Origin of the sequence: Curtobacterium sp. PhB170, assembly GCF_003752345.1 — a bacterium.
Taxonomy (GTDB): Bacteria; Actinomycetota; Actinomycetes; order Actinomycetales; family Microbacteriaceae; genus Curtobacterium.
In genome coordinates this window covers 375,790-390,994 of the sequence record NZ_RJUM01000009.1, presented here as the reverse complement: position 1 = coordinate 390,994, position 15,205 = coordinate 375,790, and the positions used below count along the sequence as shown (strand labels likewise).

The following is a 15,205-nucleotide window of genomic DNA, read 5'->3' as shown; positions in this document are numbered from 1 at the left end:
GCTCGTGACCGGAACGGAAGGATCAACCATGCACCCCGTGAACCCGCCAGCCCGCCTCCTCATGGGCCCCGGCCCGATCACCGCCGACCCGCGTGTGCTCCGCGCCCTGTCGACCCCGCTCGTCGGGCAGTACGACCCGTGGATGACCTCCGCCATGAACGACACCCAGGAGCTCTACCGCGGTGTGTTCGGCACCACGAACGACGCCACCGTGCTCGTCGACGGCACCTCGCGCGCCGGGATCGAGGCGGTGCTCGTGTCGCTCCTCGCACCGGGTGACCGCGTGCTCGTGCCGGTGTTCGGCCGGTTCGGGCACCTGCTCGCCGAGATCGCCGGCCGTGCCGGGGCCGAGGTCCACACCATCGAGACCGCGTGGGGGCAGGTCTTCACACCGTCCGCGATCGAGGACGCCATCGTCCGTGTCCGGCCGAAGGTGCTGGCGATCGTGCAGGGTGACACCTCCACGACGATGAACCAGCCGCTCGACGAACTGGGCGCGATCTGCGAGCGGCACGGCGTGCTGTTCTACACCGACGCCACGGCGACCGTCGGCGGCAACCCGCTCGAGGTCGACGCCTGGGGCATCGACGCCGTCAGCGCCGGCCTGCAGAAGTGCCTCGGCGGGCCGTCCGGCAGCGCACCGGTCACCGTCTCGCCGCGTGCGACCGCCGTGCTCGACGAGCGCCGCAGCGTCGAGGCGGGCATCCGCGAACCCGGTGACGACGTCGCCGACGAGCCGATCCGCTCGAACTACCTCGACCTCGCGATGATCCTGGACTACTGGGGCCCGCGGCGCCTGAACCACCACACCGAGGCCGCGTCGATGCTCTACGCCGCCAACGAGTGCGCCCGCATCCTGCTCGACGAAGGGCGCGAGCAGGCGATCGCTCGGCACGAACTCGCGGGCCGCGCGATGCTGCAGGGCGTCCAGGCGCTCGGGCTCGGGGTGTTCGGTGACGTCGCACACAAGATGCACAACGTCGTCGCCGTGGAGATCCCGTCCGACGTCGTCGGCGACCAGGTCCGTGGTTCGATGCTCGACGACCACGGCATCGAGATCGGCACCTCGTTCGGACCGCTGCACGGCAAGGTCTGGCGCATCGGCACCATGGGCTACAACGCCCGCAAGGACACCGTCGTGACGACCCTCGCCGCCCTCGAGCACGCGCTCCGCCGTGCGGGGCACGCCGTCCCGCACGGCGGTGGGGTCGACGCGGCCCTCGACGCCTTCGCCGGTGCGCCGGTCGGGGTGCTGGCGTGACCGCGGCCCCGGTCGTGACCGCCACCGCCCTGGGCACCGCCGACGCCGAGCTCGTGGCGCGCTGGTGCGACGAGCTGGCCCTGGTCACCGCGGAGACCGGTCGGATCACCCGCGTGTACCTGTCGCCCGAGCACGCCCGCGTCAACGGGATCGTCGCCGGGTGGATGCAGGATGCCGGACTCACCACCTGGCAGGACGCCGCCGGCAACCTGCACGGACGGGTCGACGGCGCGACGCCCGACGCCCCCGTGCTGCTGCTCGGCTCGCACCTCGACACCGTGGTGGACGCCGGCCGCTACGACGGGATCGTCGGGGTCCTGATGGCCATCCGCACCGCTGCGCGACTGACGACCGCGGGACCGCTGCCCGTCGCGCTCGAGGTCATCGCGTTCTCCGACGAAGAGGGGACCCGCTTCGGCAAGGCCCTGCTCGGGTCGTCCGCCGTCGCCGGGGTGTGGGACGAGTCCTGGTGGGACCTGGCGGACGGCGACGGCGTGACCCTGCGCGAGGCCTTCACCCGGTTCGGGCTCGACCCGGCCCGGGTGGGTGACGCGACGGCAGACCCGACGACGCTCGCCGGGTACCTCGAGGCGCACATCGAACAGGGCCCGTACCTCGAGCAGGCCGGTCAGGCGCTCGGCGTCGTCACGAGCATCGCGAGCGCCCGACGCTTCTCGGTCGAGGCCGTCGGCGAGGCCCGGCACGCGGGCGGAACGCCGTACGAGCGCCGCCACGACGCGCTGCTCGCCGCGGCCGAGGCCGCCTTGGCCGTCGAGCGGATCTGCCGGGCGTCGCACCACGTCGGCACCGTCGGCACGATGACCGTCGAACCGGGCGCCGTGAACGTGGTCCCCGGGCTCGCGCGGTTCTCGGTGGACCTGCGCGGCGAGTTCGACGACGGCCGCGACGCGGTCTGGGACGAGCTCACGAAGGCGTTCTCGCTGATCGGGGAACGACGCGGGGTCAGCGTCACGCCGACCGAGGTGCACCGTGCACCGGCGGTGTTCTGCGCGCCGCGGCTGATGGACGCCGTCCGCGCCGGCATCGAGTCGACGGGCGAGGCTGCGCCGATGGAGCTGTTCTCGCGGGCCGGACACGACGCCATGTCGCTCGGGCTCGTCACCGACGTCGCGATGCTGTTCCTGCGCAACCCGGACGGCATCAGCCACCACCCGGACGAGTTCGTCTCGACGCCCGACATCGCGCTCGGGCTCGACGCGCTCGCCGTCGCGGTGGAGCGGGTGGCCCGGGCATGAGCACCGCCGGACCGGACGTCCGCGCCCGCATCGACTCCGTCTGGGAGCAGCTCTCGCCCGCCGAACGCCGCGTCGCCGCGATGGTCCGGCACGACCCGGAACTCCTGCTCGTCGGAACCTCGGCCGAGCTCGCCGCCGAGTCGGGCACGTCGAAGGCCACGGTGTCCCGGCTCGTCCGGTCGCTCGGGTTCCAGGACGCGGCCGAGGTCCGGCAGAACCTGATGTCCGCACGCGGTTCCGGCCTGCCGTGGGTGGCGGAAGACGCCGCCCACGTCGACCAGCGTGCCGTCGAGGCCCGCAACCTCGACGCGGCCTTCGCCTCGCTGGCCCGTGCCGATCGTCCGCGACTCGCTCGCCGCATCGTCCGCGCTCATCGTGTGCTCGTGTTCGGGGAGCGCGGTGCCTACCCGGTGGCGCTGCAGCTCCGCGCGCAGCTCGCCCAGGTCCGCTCCGACGTCCGGGTCGGTCCGGCCCCGGGGCAGCGGCTCGGCGAAGAGGTCGCCGACCTCGACCGCCGTGACCTCGTCGTCCTGGTGACCGTGCGTCGTCACACCGCCGGGGTCGACCGGATCGTGCGGCACTGCGTCTCGACCGGCGCCGACGTCGTCGTGCTGGGCGACCCGACCGCAGCCGTCATCGCGGCACCGGCGAACACGGCGATCCTGTGCCCGGTCGACTCGCCGGCGGCGTTCGACTCGATGGCGGCCATGTTCGCGGTCGTCGCGGCCATCGCGAACGACGTGTACGAAGCCTCGGGGCCGGCCGGCCGCGCGCGGGTCGACGCGGTGGCGAGTGCCTACGACGCGCTGGGGGAGCTCGCAGCGCCCTGACCGTCGCGGCCGTCCCGGCCGTCGGCGTGCAGCTCGGTGGCGAGCGACGCGTTGCGCTCACGGATGAGCCGCGGCAGGTAGCGCTCGAGGGCGACGACCTCGGCCAGACGACCGAGCGGGCCGAACGGTGCGCGGAACGTGATGGTGTCGACCATGCGCGTGCCGCCGGCCGACGGCTCGAACCGGTGCTCGTGGTGGAAGCGGGCGAACGGCCCACGCACCTGTTCGTCGACGAACCGGTGTGGGGCCTCCAGAGCAGTGATCCGACTCGTCATCCGCCAGACGATCCCGAAGTGCCGCGCGCGCCACGTGACGGACTCGCCCAGGCCGATCGTGCCGGACGTCGTGCCGGCGACGGCGCGTTCGTCGGTCGCAGCCATCGACCGCTCGTGCGCGCCGATGTCGAGTGACAGCGCGAACGCGCGCTCGGGCGGTGCCGCGAGCTCGGTCACCACGCGGAACGTCACCGTCACGACGCGGGCCAGACCGTCGGCGTCGAGCGGTCGTCATCGTGCAGAGCAGCCGCGATGAGCTGGTCGTGGCGTCGTCCGCGGTGGAACACGCCGGACCGGAGCCGTCCCTCGTAGCGGAGCCCGAGCCGCTGCGCGATCGCCGCGGACGGGGCGTTCGCCGCGATCGCCCGCCACTGCACGCGGACGAGCCCGAGCCCGTCGGACGACGGCGTGAACGCCCAAGCCAGGACGGCGGCTGCGGCCTCGGTCACGAAGCCGTGGCCGCGCCCGTCCGGGTGCACGGCGTAGCCGACCTCGGCCGCGCCGTCGACGAACCCGAACAGTCCGATCGTCCCGAGCAGCCGGAGGTCGTCGGCCCGCCGGATGCCGAACTCGTAGCGGGAGTCCGTGGACCAGCCCGCGCGCACGACGTCGGTGATCCAGTTGTGTGCCTCGGCGTGGCCGTACGGCACCGGTACCGGTGTGTAGGCGACGACGTCGGGATCGTTCGCGTAGGCGATGACGTCCTCCGCATCGGACGGTTCCGGCACGGAGAGCACCAGGCGATCGGTCCGGAGGGTGACGGGGTCCACGCACCGAGCCTAGCCACGGCAGTGCGCGCGGTACCGTCGGGAGCATGACGTTCGACGCGATCCCGTTCCCGGTCATCGACGGCCACAACGACCTGCCGTGGGAGCGCCGCGAGACCCACGACTCCGGGGTCGAGGGCATCGACACCGAGGTCGACTCGCTGCACACCGACCTGCCGAAGCTCCGCGCCGGTGGGGTCGTCGGCCAGTTCTGGTCGGTCTTCGTGCCCGTCGACGAACCGGACCCGGTGCGGACGACGCTGCAGCAGATCGACCTGGCGCACCGGATCATCGCGCGGTACCCGGAGTCGCTCGCACTGGCCCGGACGGCGACCGAGGTGCGGGCGGCGGTCGAGTCCGGCCGGATCGCGTCGCTGCTCGGCGCCGAGGGCGGGCACTCCATCGGCGACGACCTGGCGGTGCTCCGCGACTTCGCCCGACTCGGCGTCCGGTACATGACGCTCACGCACAACGACGACACCCCCTGGGCCGACTCGGCGACGGGCTCGCGTCCGCACGGCGGGCTGACCGACCGCGGCCGCCAGGTGGTGGCCGAGATGGAGCGGATCGGCATGCTCGTCGACCTGTCCCACACCGCACCGGCGACCATGCGGGACACCCTCGACGTCGCCACGCAGCCCGTCGTGTTCAGCCACTCGTCCACCGTCGCCGTCGACGACCACCCGCGGAACGTGCCGGACGACGTGCTCGCCCGGCTGTCGGACAACGGCGGCGTCGTGATGATCACGTTCGTGCCGAAGTTCGTCTCCCGCGACTGGGTGGACTGGGAGGACGCCGGCTCGGTGGGGGAGCCGCCGCTCGTGACGGTGTCGGACGTCGCGGACCACGTCGAGCACGCCCGCGACCTCGCCGGCGCAGCACACATCGGCCTCGGCGGGGACTACGACGGCACCCCGGTGCTGCCGCCGGACCTGCGCGACGTGTCGCGGTACCCGGTGCTCGCGGCCGAGCTGCAGCGGCGCGGGTGGGGAGCGGACGACCTGCGGGCGCTCGCCGGGGGCAACGTGCTGCGGGTGCTCGAAGCGACCGACGAGCGCTTCGCGCGGACAGCATTCGTGCGCTGACCCTGGCCATGTGCTTTCACACCTGACGTCCATACCGATTCGTGGACGGCGCGTGCCAGCAGCCCCCACGATCGGCGGATGACTGATGGATCGACGCTCCCGGCCGAGTACGAACACACGTTTCGAGTGATCCGCGAACAGGTGACCGCGACGCGGCATCGCGTGCAGCTGGCAGCGAACGCGCAACTGGTGCACCTGTACTGGTCGATCGGCACGGTCCTGCTCGAGCGGTCGAAGAGCGGGCAGTGGGGGAGCGGTGTCCTGAACCGGCTCGCCGACGATCTGCGAAGCGAGTTCCCGTCGATGAAGGGGCTGTCGGCGACGAACCTCAAGTACATGCGGCAGTTCGCAGCGGCCTGGCCTGAGGAAGCATCAATTGGTCCACAGCTTGTGGACCAATTGCCGTGGGGGCACATCCGTGCTCTGCTCCCAGTGCCGGAGCCTGATCGCCGGGCTCGGTACGCAGTAGCTGCAGTTCAGGGCAGCTGGTCGCGAAGCGCGCTCGTGCACAACCTGCGAACCCGTGTCCTGGAGCGCAGCGGGACTCCGCCAACGAACTTCGGTCGTCTCCTGGACGAAGACGGTGCCGATCTGGCTCGGCAGATGACCCGGGACCCGTACGTGCTCGACTTCCTCGCCGTCGACGGCGACCTCGACGAGCGAAAGCTCGAGCGCGCACTGGTGCAGCGGATCGAGGAAACCCTCCGCGAGTTCGGTACCGGGTTCGCATTCGTCGGGCGGCAGGTGCACTTCGACGTCGACGGCAACGACTTCTTCGTCGATCTCCTCTTCTTCCACGTCGAGCAGCTCCGGTACGTCGTCGTGGAACTCAAGACCGGAGAGTTCCGGCCGGACAACATCGGGCAGCTCTCGTTCTACGTCGCCCTCGTCGACGGCGAGCTCCGCCGCCCAGCGCACGCTGAAACGGTCGGGCTGTTGCTCGTCGCGGGCAAGAACGACGCCGTCGTCCGGTACGCACTCGGCGCGTCCAACGCCCCGGTGGGAGTGGCTTCGTTCGATCTGCTGCCAACTGAGCTGCAGCGAGCGCTGCCTTCGGAGGCGCAACTCCGGCGGGCGCTGCGGCCAGCGGAGGACGCTCAGCCGTAGGTGGGGTACTGCGGCCAGCCCTCGGGGCTGTCCTCCCAGTCCTGCTGGCGGCCGTACGCGGTGCGGTCCATGATGTGCGCGACCGGCAGGATGGCCTCCGTCCCACGCGATCCGGTGGCGTACGTCAGGTAGGGCACGCCGTCGCGCAGCAGGTAGTACGAGTAGCCCGGCACCGGACCGTCGTAGTCGTCGTGGTGCAGGGTCCATCCCCAGTCGTCGTGGTAGCTCGTGGCGCCCGACGACACCCACCGGTGCGGCCAGCCGCGCAGCTCCCGCCAGCGCTCGAGCTTCTCGATCGGGGCCTGCGAGACCATGGCGAACGCGATGCCCTCGTCGTCGAGCCGGCCCGTGTTCGCCGGCAGGTTGTCCACGGCCCAGGTGCAGCTCGGGCAGCCGTCGTCCCAGTCGGGCGCGAACATCACGTTCTGCACGAGGAGCAGGTAGCGGCCGTCGAACAGCTCGGAGAGCCGGACCGGGCCGTCGGCACCCTGGAACTCGTAGTCCTCCACCTGGACCATCGGGAGTCGGCGGCGGGCGGCGGACACCCGGTCGCCGTGCCGGGTGAGTTCCTTCTCTTCGCGGACCTGGGTGGCGAGTGCCTCGTCGAACGCGGCACGGTCGACCACGGGCGGTGCGACCTCGGGTTGCTGCAGCTTGGACATGGCGACCTCCTCGTCGTTGCCCGGCACCGTACGCCCAGGTGGGCCACACGGCAACGGGAGCCCGATGCCGTGGACAGGACCACCTGGGGTCCGGTCGCTAGGATCGGGCGCACACCGCGCCTCCAGGAAGAGCGATGCGCGACCTGACCCGATGAGGACGGACCGGATGAGCGGCACGATCTACGACAACATCTCCCAGGCGTTCGGCAACACCCCGCTCGTCAAGCTGAACCGGCTGCCGAAGGCGGGCGGCGCCGAGGTGCTGGCCAAGCTCGAGTTCTACAACCCCGGCGCCAGCGTGAAGGACCGCCTCGGCGTCGCGATCATCGACGCGGCCGAGCAGTCCGGCGACCTGCAGCCGGGCGGCACCATCGTCGAGGGGTCGTCGGGCAACACCGGCATCGCCCTTGCGCTCGTCGGTGCGGCCCGCGGGTACAAGGTGATCATCACGATGCCGGAGACGATGAGCGTCGAGCGTCGTGCAGTGATGCGCGCCTACGGGGCCGAGATCGTGCTCACCCCCGGTCCCGAGGGCATGAAGGGCGCGGTCGAACGCGCCGCCGCGATCGTCGACGAGACGCCCGGCGCGATCCTCGCCCACCAGTTCGAGACCGCCGCGAACGCCGCGATCCACCGGAAGACCACCGCTGAGGAGATCCTGCGCGACACCGAGGAGCACGTCGACGTGTTCGTCGCCGGCGTCGGGACCGGTGGCACGATCACGGGTGTCGGCCAGGTGCTCAAGGAGCGCGTGCCCGGCGTGCAGATCGTCGCGGTCGAGCCGAAGGACTCCCCGCTCCTGACCGAGGGCAAGGCCGGACCGCACAAGATCGCGGGCATCGGCGCGAACTTCATCCCCGAGGTCCTCGACCAGTCCGTCATCGACGAGGTGTTCGACGTCGAGCTCGACGACGCTCTGCGTGTGGCGCGGGCGCTCGCGACCGACGAGGGCATCCTCGCCGGCATCTCGTCCGGGGCGATCATCCACGCCGCGCTCGAGATCGCCGCACGACCCGAGAACGCCGGCAAGCGCGTCGTCGCGATCGTCTGCGACACCGGGGAGCGCTACCTGTCGACGGTGCTCTTCGAGGGACTCACTGCGTGAGTCGTCCCGTCCGACGAGGCGTGCTGCGGACGGTCCGGGAGGACCTGGCCGCAGCACGCCGCGGCGACCCCGCCGCCCGTGGTGACCTCGAGAACGCGATCGTCTACTCCGGGCTGCACGCCATCTGGACCTACCGCGTGACGCACCGGCTCTGGCTCGCCAGGGGCCTGCCCGGAGCTCGGTTCGTCGCGCGGGTCATCGGCCAGGCAGCACGGTCGGTCACGGGCATCGAGATCCACCCCGGCGCCCGCATCGGCCGACGGTTCTTCATCGACCACGGCATGGGCGTCGTGATCGGCGAGACCGCGGTGATCGGAGACGACGTCGTGCTGTTCCACGGGGTGACCCTGGGCGGGCGCGGCGGCGACCACGGCCCAGGAGCCCGACGGCACCCGGTGGTCGGCGACCGCGTCGTGCTCGGCGCGGGATCGTCCCTGATCGGGGCGATCAGCATCGGGCAGGACTCCGTCGTGGGTGCGAACACCGTGGTGACGAAGGACGTCCCCGTGGGGTCGGTCGTCACCGGGGTCGCCGGGACCGCCCGCCCGAGGTCCGGGCACGAGGGCGTCCCGACGCTCTGACGGGTGCGCGCCGCTCAGCTCTTCTCGCAGGCGATGCCGTCCTTGTCGCGGTCGAGTTTCGCGTTCGCCTTGTACAGGGCGTCGTCCTTCTTCACCGTGCCCTTGAGCGCACGGGTCGTGGTCTTGCCGCCGGAGACGACCTTGTTCTGCGTGACGGACTTCTTCGCGATGCCGCCCGAGTACACCTTCTGTACCGCGGTGCAGTTGGCGTAGGTCTTCGGGGCGGCTTGCGCGGTGGAGGCACCACCGACGACGACGGTGGTGGCGAGGACTGCGGTGGCGGCGGCGATGCCGAGGGTACGGATGATGCGCACGGGTTCCCCCTGGAACAGGTGTGTGGCCGCCGGGGCGACCGCCGCGTCGGGTACGCGGCGAGCTGATCCTACGATGTGAACGACGCTCATGACATGCCCCCGAACAGGTCCGGTCCGCGAGCCGCGGTGTCGGGCGTCTGGGGCATGCTGGGTGCATGGACGGCGCGCAGTTGCACGAGATCGCGAGTCGCACCGCGATGGGCCTGCCCGCGGTGTTCGAGACCGAGCCCTTCGGCGAGGGCGCCCTGGTCTACAAGGTCGTCGACAAGATGTTCGTGATGACGAGCGAGCTCCGTGGTGTGCCGATCGTCAACCTGAAGTGCGCGCCGCCGCACGGGGCAGCACTCGTCCGCGACCACGCCGAGATCACACCGGGGTGGCACATGAACAAGCGCCACTGGATCACGCTCGCTCCCGGTGACGGCATCGACGAGACCCTGGTCGAGGACCTCGTCGCGAACGCCTACGACCTGGTCGTCGCCGGGTTGCCCCGAGCGAAGCGGCCCCTCGACCCGACGCGCGGCGACTGATCAGGAGCTGGCGGCTGCCGAGGAGCTGGCGGCTGCCGAGGACCGGGCGAGGACCTTCGACACGTCGCGGACGACCTTCGGCGCGAGTCGCTCCCCGGACTCGAGCACCGCACGGGCACGCTCGGGGGTGAGCCCCGCGAAGACCTCGCCGATCGTCACGCCGTGCTCCGGCCGGTACGTCACGACGACCGGGTCGCCTGCTGCCACCGGGCCGGACTTCACGACCCGCAGGTACGCGCCCGGACGGCCTTCCTCGGTGAACCGCCGGACCCACTTGTCGACGCCCATCCGGCGCGCGAACGTGCCGCACGGGATCCGGGGGATCGTCACCTCGAGCTCCAGCGTCTCGCCGATGCGCCACCGCTCGCCCGTCACGGCCCCGGTGACGTCGACGCCCGTGGTCCGCAGGTTCTCGCCGAACAGGCCCGGCGGGATCTCGCGGTCCAGCGAGGCGGCGAAGTACTCGGCGTCCTCGTCGGCGTAGGCGTACACGGCCTGGTCCTCGCCACCGTGGTGCTTCCGGTCGGCCTGGACGTCGGCGTACAGCCCGAGCGGTCGGACCCGGACCTTGCCGTCGACCGGACGCTTGTCGATGGCGGTGACGCCGATCGTGCCGGAGTCGGGCAGCAGGCGGTCGACGCGGCAGACGGCGGTGACGAGCGACATGTCTCCACTCTGGCGCAAGTGTGACGACAAGTGTGACGATCCGCCGTCCTCGCGCGTCCCATCAGCGACCGACCTCGTTCCCAGCCCCGACCAGTAGAAGGAAAGCGTGCACCACCAGTCCCTCGCCGAGCTCGACGACGCGGTCCTCGCCGGCCGGTCGTCCGATGGCGACGTCCGGGCCTTCGAGGTCCTGATCCGCCGCTACACACCGCTCCTGCGCGCTTACGCCCGTCGGACCCTGGGATCGACCGACGAACTCGACGACGTCGTGCAGGAGACCTTCATCACCGCGTGGGACCGCCTGGACCGGCTCGAGGACCACGCCAAGGTGAAGTCCTGGCTGATGCGGATCCTCAGCCGGAAGTGCCTGGACCGCATCCGGGCCCGCCGGTTCCACGACGACGTCACCGAACTCGAGGTCGCCGCACCCGCCGACGACGCTCCCGACCGGGTCGCCGAGGCCCGCTCGCGCGAGGAAGCGGCGGAGACGGCGCTCGCCGAACTGCCCGAAGCCCAACGACGCTGCTGGATCATGAAGGAGGTGCTCGAGTACAGCTACGACGACATCGCCGCAGAACTCGACCTGCCTCCCTCGACGGTCCGCGGACTCCTGTCCCGAGCGAGGAAGAACATGATCCGACTCATGGAGGGATGGCGATGAGCGACCTCGACGCACTCGAACTCGACGACCTCGACGGCCACTCCATCGACGAGCTCGCCGACTACCTGGACGCCGGCATGCAGCCGCCGGACCCCACCATCGACGGCTCACCCGCGTGCCAGAACGCCCTCGCGGCGATCCTGCGCGTGCGGCACGCGTCGCTCGGGTCCCTCGAGGCCGCCGCCCGCGACGAAGCCCCGGCCGACGAGTCGTGGATCGGCGGCGTGCTCGCCAACATCTCGCTGGAGTCCCGCTCCGGACGGGACGTCCCGCTCCGCGCGCAGTCCGAGTCGGAGCGCCCGGTGATGACCGAGGGAGCGATCCGGTCGCTCATCCGCCGGACCGGCGACGGTGTTCCCGGCGTCCTCGTCGCCCGGTGCCGGCTCGACGGCGACGTCACCGAACTCGCCGCACCGGTCCGCGTGGTCGTCGAGGTCGCGATCATGTCCGGCCCGTCGATCGTCGCGACGGCGGACCTGGTCCGCACCGGGGTCGCCCAGGCGCTGGCCGAGCAGACCGATCTGGTCGTCGAGTCGATCGACGTGGTGGTCCGCGACCTGCTCGAACCGCAGCCCGACAACACCGACGACCCGAACACCGACACCGACACCGACACCGACACCGAGGGGACCCGATGAGCACCACCGACGACACCCTCGCCGTGGTCGAACAGGCCGTGGTCGACGTCCCCGGCGTCACCGACCTCTACCGCGCCCGCCCGACCGTGGCCAGCACCGTCAGTGCCGTCCGCGGCATGGCGTCCAGCACGACCCCCGCACGCATCGTGGTCGACGACGGCGTCCTGCGGGTCGTCATCGGCACCGACGGACACCGCCCCGCGCCCGAGGTCGCCCGCGCCGTGCACGACGTCGCCCTGACGACGGCGTCAGCGCACGGCCTGGCGCTCACGCGGGTCGACGTGCGGGTCGCGCGGGTGGGGTGAACCCGGCTCGTCAACGCGACACAGTCCCGTCACCGTGCACGGACCGTCCCGCTGAAGGGACACAGTCCCATCACCGTGCACGGACCGTCCCGCTGAAGCGACAGAATCCCGTGAACAGTTCGCGGGTCTCTGTCGCTTCGGCGATGACGGACGGGAGGCCCGTGGCGGCGCCGTCACGGGCCTCCCGTCCGATCACCGGTCGCGGTTCGTCACCGGATGCGGCGCGTCCCCGGCCGTCGCTCGGCGACCTCGAGCACCACGACGATCGCGGCGACGAGCAGCGCGGTCCCGACGAGGGAGACGTCGGGCACCGCGATCGTCGCGAGGATCGCGACGGCGAGCACGACGACGATCGCGTTCCACCCGGCGGACAGCGACGGCCGGAGTGCGAGCGCCCAGATCGCGAGCACGAACAGCGCGACCGGGACGGCCACGGTCGCAGCGACCGTGGCGTGCGACAGGTCGGCCTCGCCGGCGTCCGCGCTGACCGCGACCTCGATCCCGGCCGGCAGCGCACCCGCGGCGGCGAACACGAAGTAGTGGCCGTAGCCGAACACGAGCGCGCTCGGCAGGTTCCGGATGTGGTCGTGCTGCTCGCGCGAGAAGTAGATCCACCAGAGTCCGGCGACGATGACGAGCCCGGCCGCGGCCAGCACGAGCAGCGACGCGAGGTGGTCGGCCTGGGCGATGCCGTCGATGACCGCGTTCGCCGAGGCGACGAGTCCTTCGCCCAGCACGATGAGGGTGAACAGCGCGTACCGCTCGGCGATGTGGTGCGTGTGCCACGGCGTCGTCTCGCCCGTGCCCTCGGCGATCGGCGGGACGAGGACCTCGAGCAGGACGAGGACGGGGAACGCCCACACCGTCGATCCCTGCGGCAGTGCGAGCATGCCGACCCAGAGCGCCTGCACGACGACGATGCCCACGGCGTACCGGAGTGCGGTGCGGCGGTACCGCGAGGACGACACGGCGACGCGGAGCCACTGCGCCACCATCGCCAGGCGCATCACCACGTAGCCGATCACCGGGACCGTGAAGTCGCCCTCGGTCATCGCGGCGTGCACCCCGGCGGCGAGCACGAGCACGCCGGCCATCTGCACGAACGTCGTGATGCGGTACAGCCAGTCGTCGGTGTCGAACGAGGTCGCGAACCAGCTGAAGTTCAGCCACGCCCACCAGATGGCGAAGAACACCATGGCGTACGCCACCACCGCGGAACTGACGTGCCCCTCGGTCTCGATCTCGTGCAGGTTGGTGGCGGCGAAGCCCACCGCGACGACGAACACCAGGTCGAACAGCAGTTCCAGGGGGCTCGCGGCACGGTGTCCCTCGGCGGGGTCGCGGGGCGCCATCCGGCGCAGTCCGATCGTCGTCACCCGGCATGCCTACAGGACGAACGGCCCCGGGCGGTACCCGGGGCCGTTCGACGTGCAGGTGCGTGGGCCAGCAGGCGGCCGGCCCGCGCCGCTCAGTAGAAGTTGCTCGCCTGCGAGTGCGCCCACGCCGAGCACGGGGTGCCGTACGCGGCGCTGATGTACTGCAGGCCCCACTTGATCTGGGTTGTGGCGTTGGTCTGCCAGTCGGAGCCGATGGTCGCCATCTTCGAACCGGGCAGCGCCTGCGGGATGCCGGTCGCCCCGCCGTTGGCGTTGACGGCCTGGTAGTTCCAGCCGGACTCCTTGGTCCACAGGTTGTCGAGGCACTGGAACTGGTCGGAGCCCCAGCCGTACTCGGAGGACGCCAGCGAGGTCGCCGTTGCCTTGGCACCTGCGACGGTGTTGCCCGCCGCCAGCTTCCGGGCGGCCTCCGCTGCTGCTGCGGCGGCCCGCTTCTCGGCGGCGGCCTTCGCGACGGCGGCCGCCTTCGCGTCCACGTCGCGCTTGTCCTGCGTGGCGCTGGCCTGCGCGACGTGCGCGGTCGACTCGACGGTCGACGAGATGCGCGTCGTGAGCGCGGCGCCGGACAGCTCCGGGTAGTCACTGAGCGCGTCGATGTGCTGCTCGAGCGAGGCCGTGTCGGTCTTGGCGTTCGCCGTCGTCATCACGGTCTTCGCGGTCGAGATGGTCGCCGCTGCCTGGGCACGGTCGAGGGCGGTGCCGCGCAGCGCGGGCTGGGCCGTCGCGGACGCGCTCGCGGTACCGGTCGGCATGCCGAGCGCTTCGCCGATGGCGGGCTGGGTGCCGATCGTGAGGGCACCGCCGGCGACGGCGAGGACCGCGGCACCGCCGACGATCAACGTCGCACGGTGTCGGAGCGCACGGTGGCGGAGGGCGCGGCGCACGCGCCGGCTGGGGGAGTTCAGGGCCTCACGTCGGGTCGAGGCGGTGGTGGTGGGGAGGTCGGGGGTGTGTCCTGGCATCGGTTCCGGTGGTCGGGCGGTTCGTGGTGCGGGACTCCGGGCTGCGCGGCACGTCGGGGCCGGTGAGCGATGCTGCGCGCGTCGAGGTGAGCGGAGCATGGGGGAGTCCGGCGAACCGGGGAGGACCGGACGGTGGTGTGGGGCCCGTCCGTCCGCCGCGACCGGCCCTGGGGAGGCCGCCGTCGGGCGAAGCCGACACGATGACTCGTCAGACTGGATGACGCGTCCAGGATCGCTGGCAGAACCGTCCGTCCACCCGTTGGTAACGGTTCGGTAACGGCCCGTTCAGACCTAGAACGTGTGAGGTTCCTGGGTGCGGTCGCCCTGGGCGACGCGTTCGAGGGCGTCGAGCGCTCCGGCGATCGCGGTGACGTCGGACTCACCGAGCTCGGCGATGAGCTCGGCGACGATCCCGGTGCGGTCCGAGCGTGCTCGTTCGACCGCGGCGATGCCCTCGTCGGTGGCCGACACCATGAAGGCACGGCCGTCCCGGGGGTCCGCTTCGCGCTCGATGAAGCCGCGCTGTTCGAGCTCGGTCAGGATGCGGGTCATCGTGGGCTTCGTGACCACCTCGATCCGCGACAGGTCGCCCGGGCGCAGGGGTCCTTCGCGCTGGATGGTGGCGAGTGCGGACACGATCCCGTACCCGAGCGAGGCCGAGTCCGTCCGTGCTCGCCGGTTGATCCGTCCGACCGCCGCGGCCAGACGTGCGGCGACCTCGGTACGGTCCGTCGATCGAGGACTCATGTGCTGCTCCGGGTGGGCGATCGGGTGGTCGCCAGCGATGCTATCGGCTCGCCGGA

General features: G+C 71.5%; 19 protein-coding genes. 11 read left to right on the top strand and 8 right to left on the bottom strand.

The features are described 5' to 3' along the window. Positions 1 to 28: 28 nt before the first annotated feature. From EDF40_RS06040 to EDF40_RS06030, 3 genes are read left to right on the top strand one after another with little or no spacing between them, the layout of a single operon-like run. Entirely contained in the window at positions 29 to 1,261 is a 1,233-nt protein-coding gene (locus EDF40_RS06040; RefSeq protein ID WP_123338771.1) for an alanine--glyoxylate aminotransferase family protein, read from the top strand. Then, positions 1,258 to 2,517 carry an allantoate amidohydrolase gene (locus tag EDF40_RS06035; RefSeq protein WP_123338772.1) on the top strand — a complete coding sequence of 420 codons (1,260 nt, stop codon included), beginning with the start codon at positions 1,258 to 1,260 and terminating at the stop codon, positions 2,515 to 2,517. Before EDF40_RS06040 ends, EDF40_RS06035 begins: the two co-directional genes overlap by 4 nt. After that, a complete protein-coding gene (locus tag EDF40_RS06030) occupies positions 2,514 to 3,347 on the top strand; it encodes a MurR/RpiR family transcriptional regulator (protein WP_123338773.1) in 834 nt (277 codons plus the stop codon). Before EDF40_RS06035 ends, EDF40_RS06030 begins: the two co-directional genes overlap by 4 nt. Here the strand turns inward: EDF40_RS06030 and EDF40_RS06025 are convergent. Beyond that, positions 3,314 to 3,820 (bottom strand): SRPBCC family protein, encoded by a 507-nt coding sequence (locus tag EDF40_RS06025; RefSeq protein WP_123338774.1) that lies wholly within the window; start codon positions 3,818 to 3,820, stop codon positions 3,314 to 3,316. The genes EDF40_RS06030 and EDF40_RS06025 overlap by 34 nt on opposite strands. After that, on the bottom strand, positions 3,817 to 4,392 hold the full coding sequence (locus EDF40_RS06020; RefSeq protein ID WP_123338775.1) for a GNAT family N-acetyltransferase: 576 nt from the start codon (positions 4,390 to 4,392) through the stop codon (positions 3,817 to 3,819). Before EDF40_RS06020 ends, EDF40_RS06025 begins: the two co-directional genes overlap by 4 nt. Before the next feature lie 44 nt (positions 4,393 to 4,436). On the opposite strand from EDF40_RS06020, the gene EDF40_RS06015 reads away from it, so the two are divergent. Further along, entirely contained in the window at positions 4,437 to 5,474 is a 1,038-nt protein-coding gene (locus tag EDF40_RS06015; protein WP_123338776.1) for a dipeptidase, read from the top strand. Positions 5,475 to 5,552: 78 nt separating this feature from the next. Further along, positions 5,553 to 6,581, top strand: coding sequence for a YhcG family protein (locus EDF40_RS06010; protein ID WP_123338777.1), 1,029 nt, complete (start codon positions 5,553 to 5,555; stop codon positions 6,579 to 6,581). Here EDF40_RS06010 and EDF40_RS06005 read toward each other — a convergent pair. Next, positions 6,572 to 7,243: a DUF899 family protein gene (locus EDF40_RS06005; protein ID WP_123339044.1), complete on the bottom strand. Its 672-nt coding sequence runs from the start codon at positions 7,241 to 7,243 to the stop codon at positions 6,572 to 6,574. The genes EDF40_RS06010 and EDF40_RS06005 overlap by 10 nt on opposite strands. A 166-nt stretch (positions 7,244 to 7,409) precedes the next feature. On the opposite strand from EDF40_RS06005, the gene cysK reads away from it, so the two are divergent. Both cysK and epsC read left to right on the top strand, forming a co-directional pair. Then, positions 7,410 to 8,348: a cysteine synthase A gene (gene cysK / locus EDF40_RS06000; RefSeq protein WP_123292013.1), complete on the top strand. Its 939-nt coding sequence runs from the start codon at positions 7,410 to 7,412 to the stop codon at positions 8,346 to 8,348. Continuing rightward, on the top strand, positions 8,345 to 8,929 hold the full coding sequence (epsC, locus tag EDF40_RS05995; protein ID WP_260212519.1) for a serine O-acetyltransferase EpsC: 585 nt from the start codon (positions 8,345 to 8,347) through the stop codon (positions 8,927 to 8,929). The genes cysK and epsC overlap by 4 nt, the downstream gene beginning before the upstream one ends. Positions 8,930 to 8,943: 14 nt before the next feature. On the opposite strand, the gene EDF40_RS05990 is transcribed toward epsC, so the two are convergent. Continuing rightward, positions 8,944 to 9,243 (bottom strand): excalibur calcium-binding domain-containing protein, encoded by a 300-nt coding sequence (locus EDF40_RS05990; protein WP_240347376.1) that lies wholly within the window; start codon positions 9,241 to 9,243, stop codon positions 8,944 to 8,946. A gap of 155 nt (positions 9,244 to 9,398) precedes the next feature. On the opposite strand from EDF40_RS05990, the gene EDF40_RS05985 reads away from it, so the two are divergent. Then, positions 9,399 to 9,773, top strand: a complete 375-nt coding sequence (locus tag EDF40_RS05985; protein ID WP_123292015.1) for an MmcQ/YjbR family DNA-binding protein — start codon at positions 9,399 to 9,401, stop codon at positions 9,771 to 9,773. Here the strand turns inward: EDF40_RS05985 and EDF40_RS05980 are convergent, their stop codons facing one another. Further along, positions 9,774 to 10,439, bottom strand: a complete 666-nt coding sequence (locus EDF40_RS05980; protein WP_123338780.1) for an MOSC domain-containing protein — start codon at positions 10,437 to 10,439, stop codon at positions 9,774 to 9,776. It abuts the gene before it with no gap. 106 nt (positions 10,440 to 10,545) lie between these two features. Between EDF40_RS05980 and EDF40_RS05975 the strand changes: the two genes are divergently transcribed. The 3 genes from EDF40_RS05975 to EDF40_RS05965 are packed head-to-tail and all read left to right on the top strand — an operon-like array spanning position 10,546 to position 12,043. Next, positions 10,546 to 11,100 (top strand): RNA polymerase sigma factor, encoded by a 555-nt coding sequence (locus tag EDF40_RS05975; RefSeq protein ID WP_111084365.1) that lies wholly within the window; start codon positions 10,546 to 10,548, stop codon positions 11,098 to 11,100. Beyond that, positions 11,097 to 11,738, top strand: a complete 642-nt coding sequence (locus EDF40_RS05970) for a hypothetical protein (protein ID WP_148053788.1) — start codon at positions 11,097 to 11,099, stop codon at positions 11,736 to 11,738. Before EDF40_RS05975 ends, EDF40_RS05970 begins: the two co-directional genes overlap by 4 nt. Continuing rightward, positions 11,735 to 12,043, top strand: coding sequence for a hypothetical protein (locus EDF40_RS05965; RefSeq protein WP_123338782.1), 309 nt, complete (start codon positions 11,735 to 11,737; stop codon positions 12,041 to 12,043). Before EDF40_RS05970 ends, EDF40_RS05965 begins: the two co-directional genes overlap by 4 nt. Before the next feature lie 209 nt (positions 12,044 to 12,252). Here the strand turns inward: EDF40_RS05965 and EDF40_RS05960 are convergent, their stop codons facing one another. From EDF40_RS05960 to EDF40_RS05950, 3 genes are all read right to left on the bottom strand, one after another. Further along, complete coding sequence (locus tag EDF40_RS05960; protein ID WP_260212522.1) at positions 12,253 to 13,419, bottom strand: low temperature requirement protein A; 1,167 nt, start codon at positions 13,417 to 13,419, stop codon at positions 12,253 to 12,255. A gap of 92 nt (positions 13,420 to 13,511) precedes the next feature. Further along, on the bottom strand, positions 13,512 to 14,402 hold the full coding sequence (locus EDF40_RS05955; protein WP_123338783.1) for a phospholipase: 891 nt from the start codon (positions 14,400 to 14,402) through the stop codon (positions 13,512 to 13,514). 291 nt (positions 14,403 to 14,693) lie between these two features. Further along, positions 14,694 to 15,149: a MarR family winged helix-turn-helix transcriptional regulator gene (locus tag EDF40_RS05950; protein WP_111084361.1), complete on the bottom strand. Its 456-nt coding sequence runs from the start codon at positions 15,147 to 15,149 to the stop codon at positions 14,694 to 14,696. Positions 15,150 to 15,205: the final 56 nt, after the last annotated feature.

Coding starts and splice junctions, on each gene's coding strand:
- EDF40_RS06040 (WP_123338771.1), top strand. CDS start 29: ATGCACCCCGTGAACCCGCCAGCCCGCCTCCTCATGGGCCCCGGCCCG.
- EDF40_RS06030 (WP_123338773.1), top strand. CDS start 2,514: ATGAGCACCGCCGGACCGGACGTCCGCGCCCGCATCGACTCCGTCTGG.
- EDF40_RS06015 (WP_123338776.1), top strand. CDS start 4,437: ATGACGTTCGACGCGATCCCGTTCCCGGTCATCGACGGCCACAACGAC.
- EDF40_RS06010 (WP_123338777.1), top strand. CDS start 5,553: ATGACTGATGGATCGACGCTCCCGGCCGAGTACGAACACACGTTTCGA.
- EDF40_RS06005 (WP_123339044.1), bottom strand. CDS start 7,243: ATGTCCAAGCTGCAGCAACCCGAGGTCGCACCGCCCGTGGTCGACCGT.
- cysK (WP_123292013.1), top strand. CDS start 7,410: ATGAGCGGCACGATCTACGACAACATCTCCCAGGCGTTCGGCAACACC.
- EDF40_RS05985 (WP_123292015.1), top strand. CDS start 9,399: ATGGACGGCGCGCAGTTGCACGAGATCGCGAGTCGCACCGCGATGGGC.
- EDF40_RS05980 (WP_123338780.1), bottom strand. CDS start 10,439: ATGTCGCTCGTCACCGCCGTCTGCCGCGTCGACCGCCTGCTGCCCGAC.
- EDF40_RS05970 (WP_148053788.1), top strand. CDS start 11,097: ATGAGCGACCTCGACGCACTCGAACTCGACGACCTCGACGGCCACTCC.
- EDF40_RS05965 (WP_123338782.1), top strand. CDS start 11,735: ATGAGCACCACCGACGACACCCTCGCCGTGGTCGAACAGGCCGTGGTC.
- EDF40_RS05955 (WP_123338783.1), bottom strand. CDS start 14,402: ATGCCAGGACACACCCCCGACCTCCCCACCACCACCGCCTCGACCCGA.
- EDF40_RS05950 (WP_111084361.1), bottom strand. CDS start 15,149: ATGAGTCCTCGATCGACGGACCGTACCGAGGTCGCCGCACGTCTGGCC.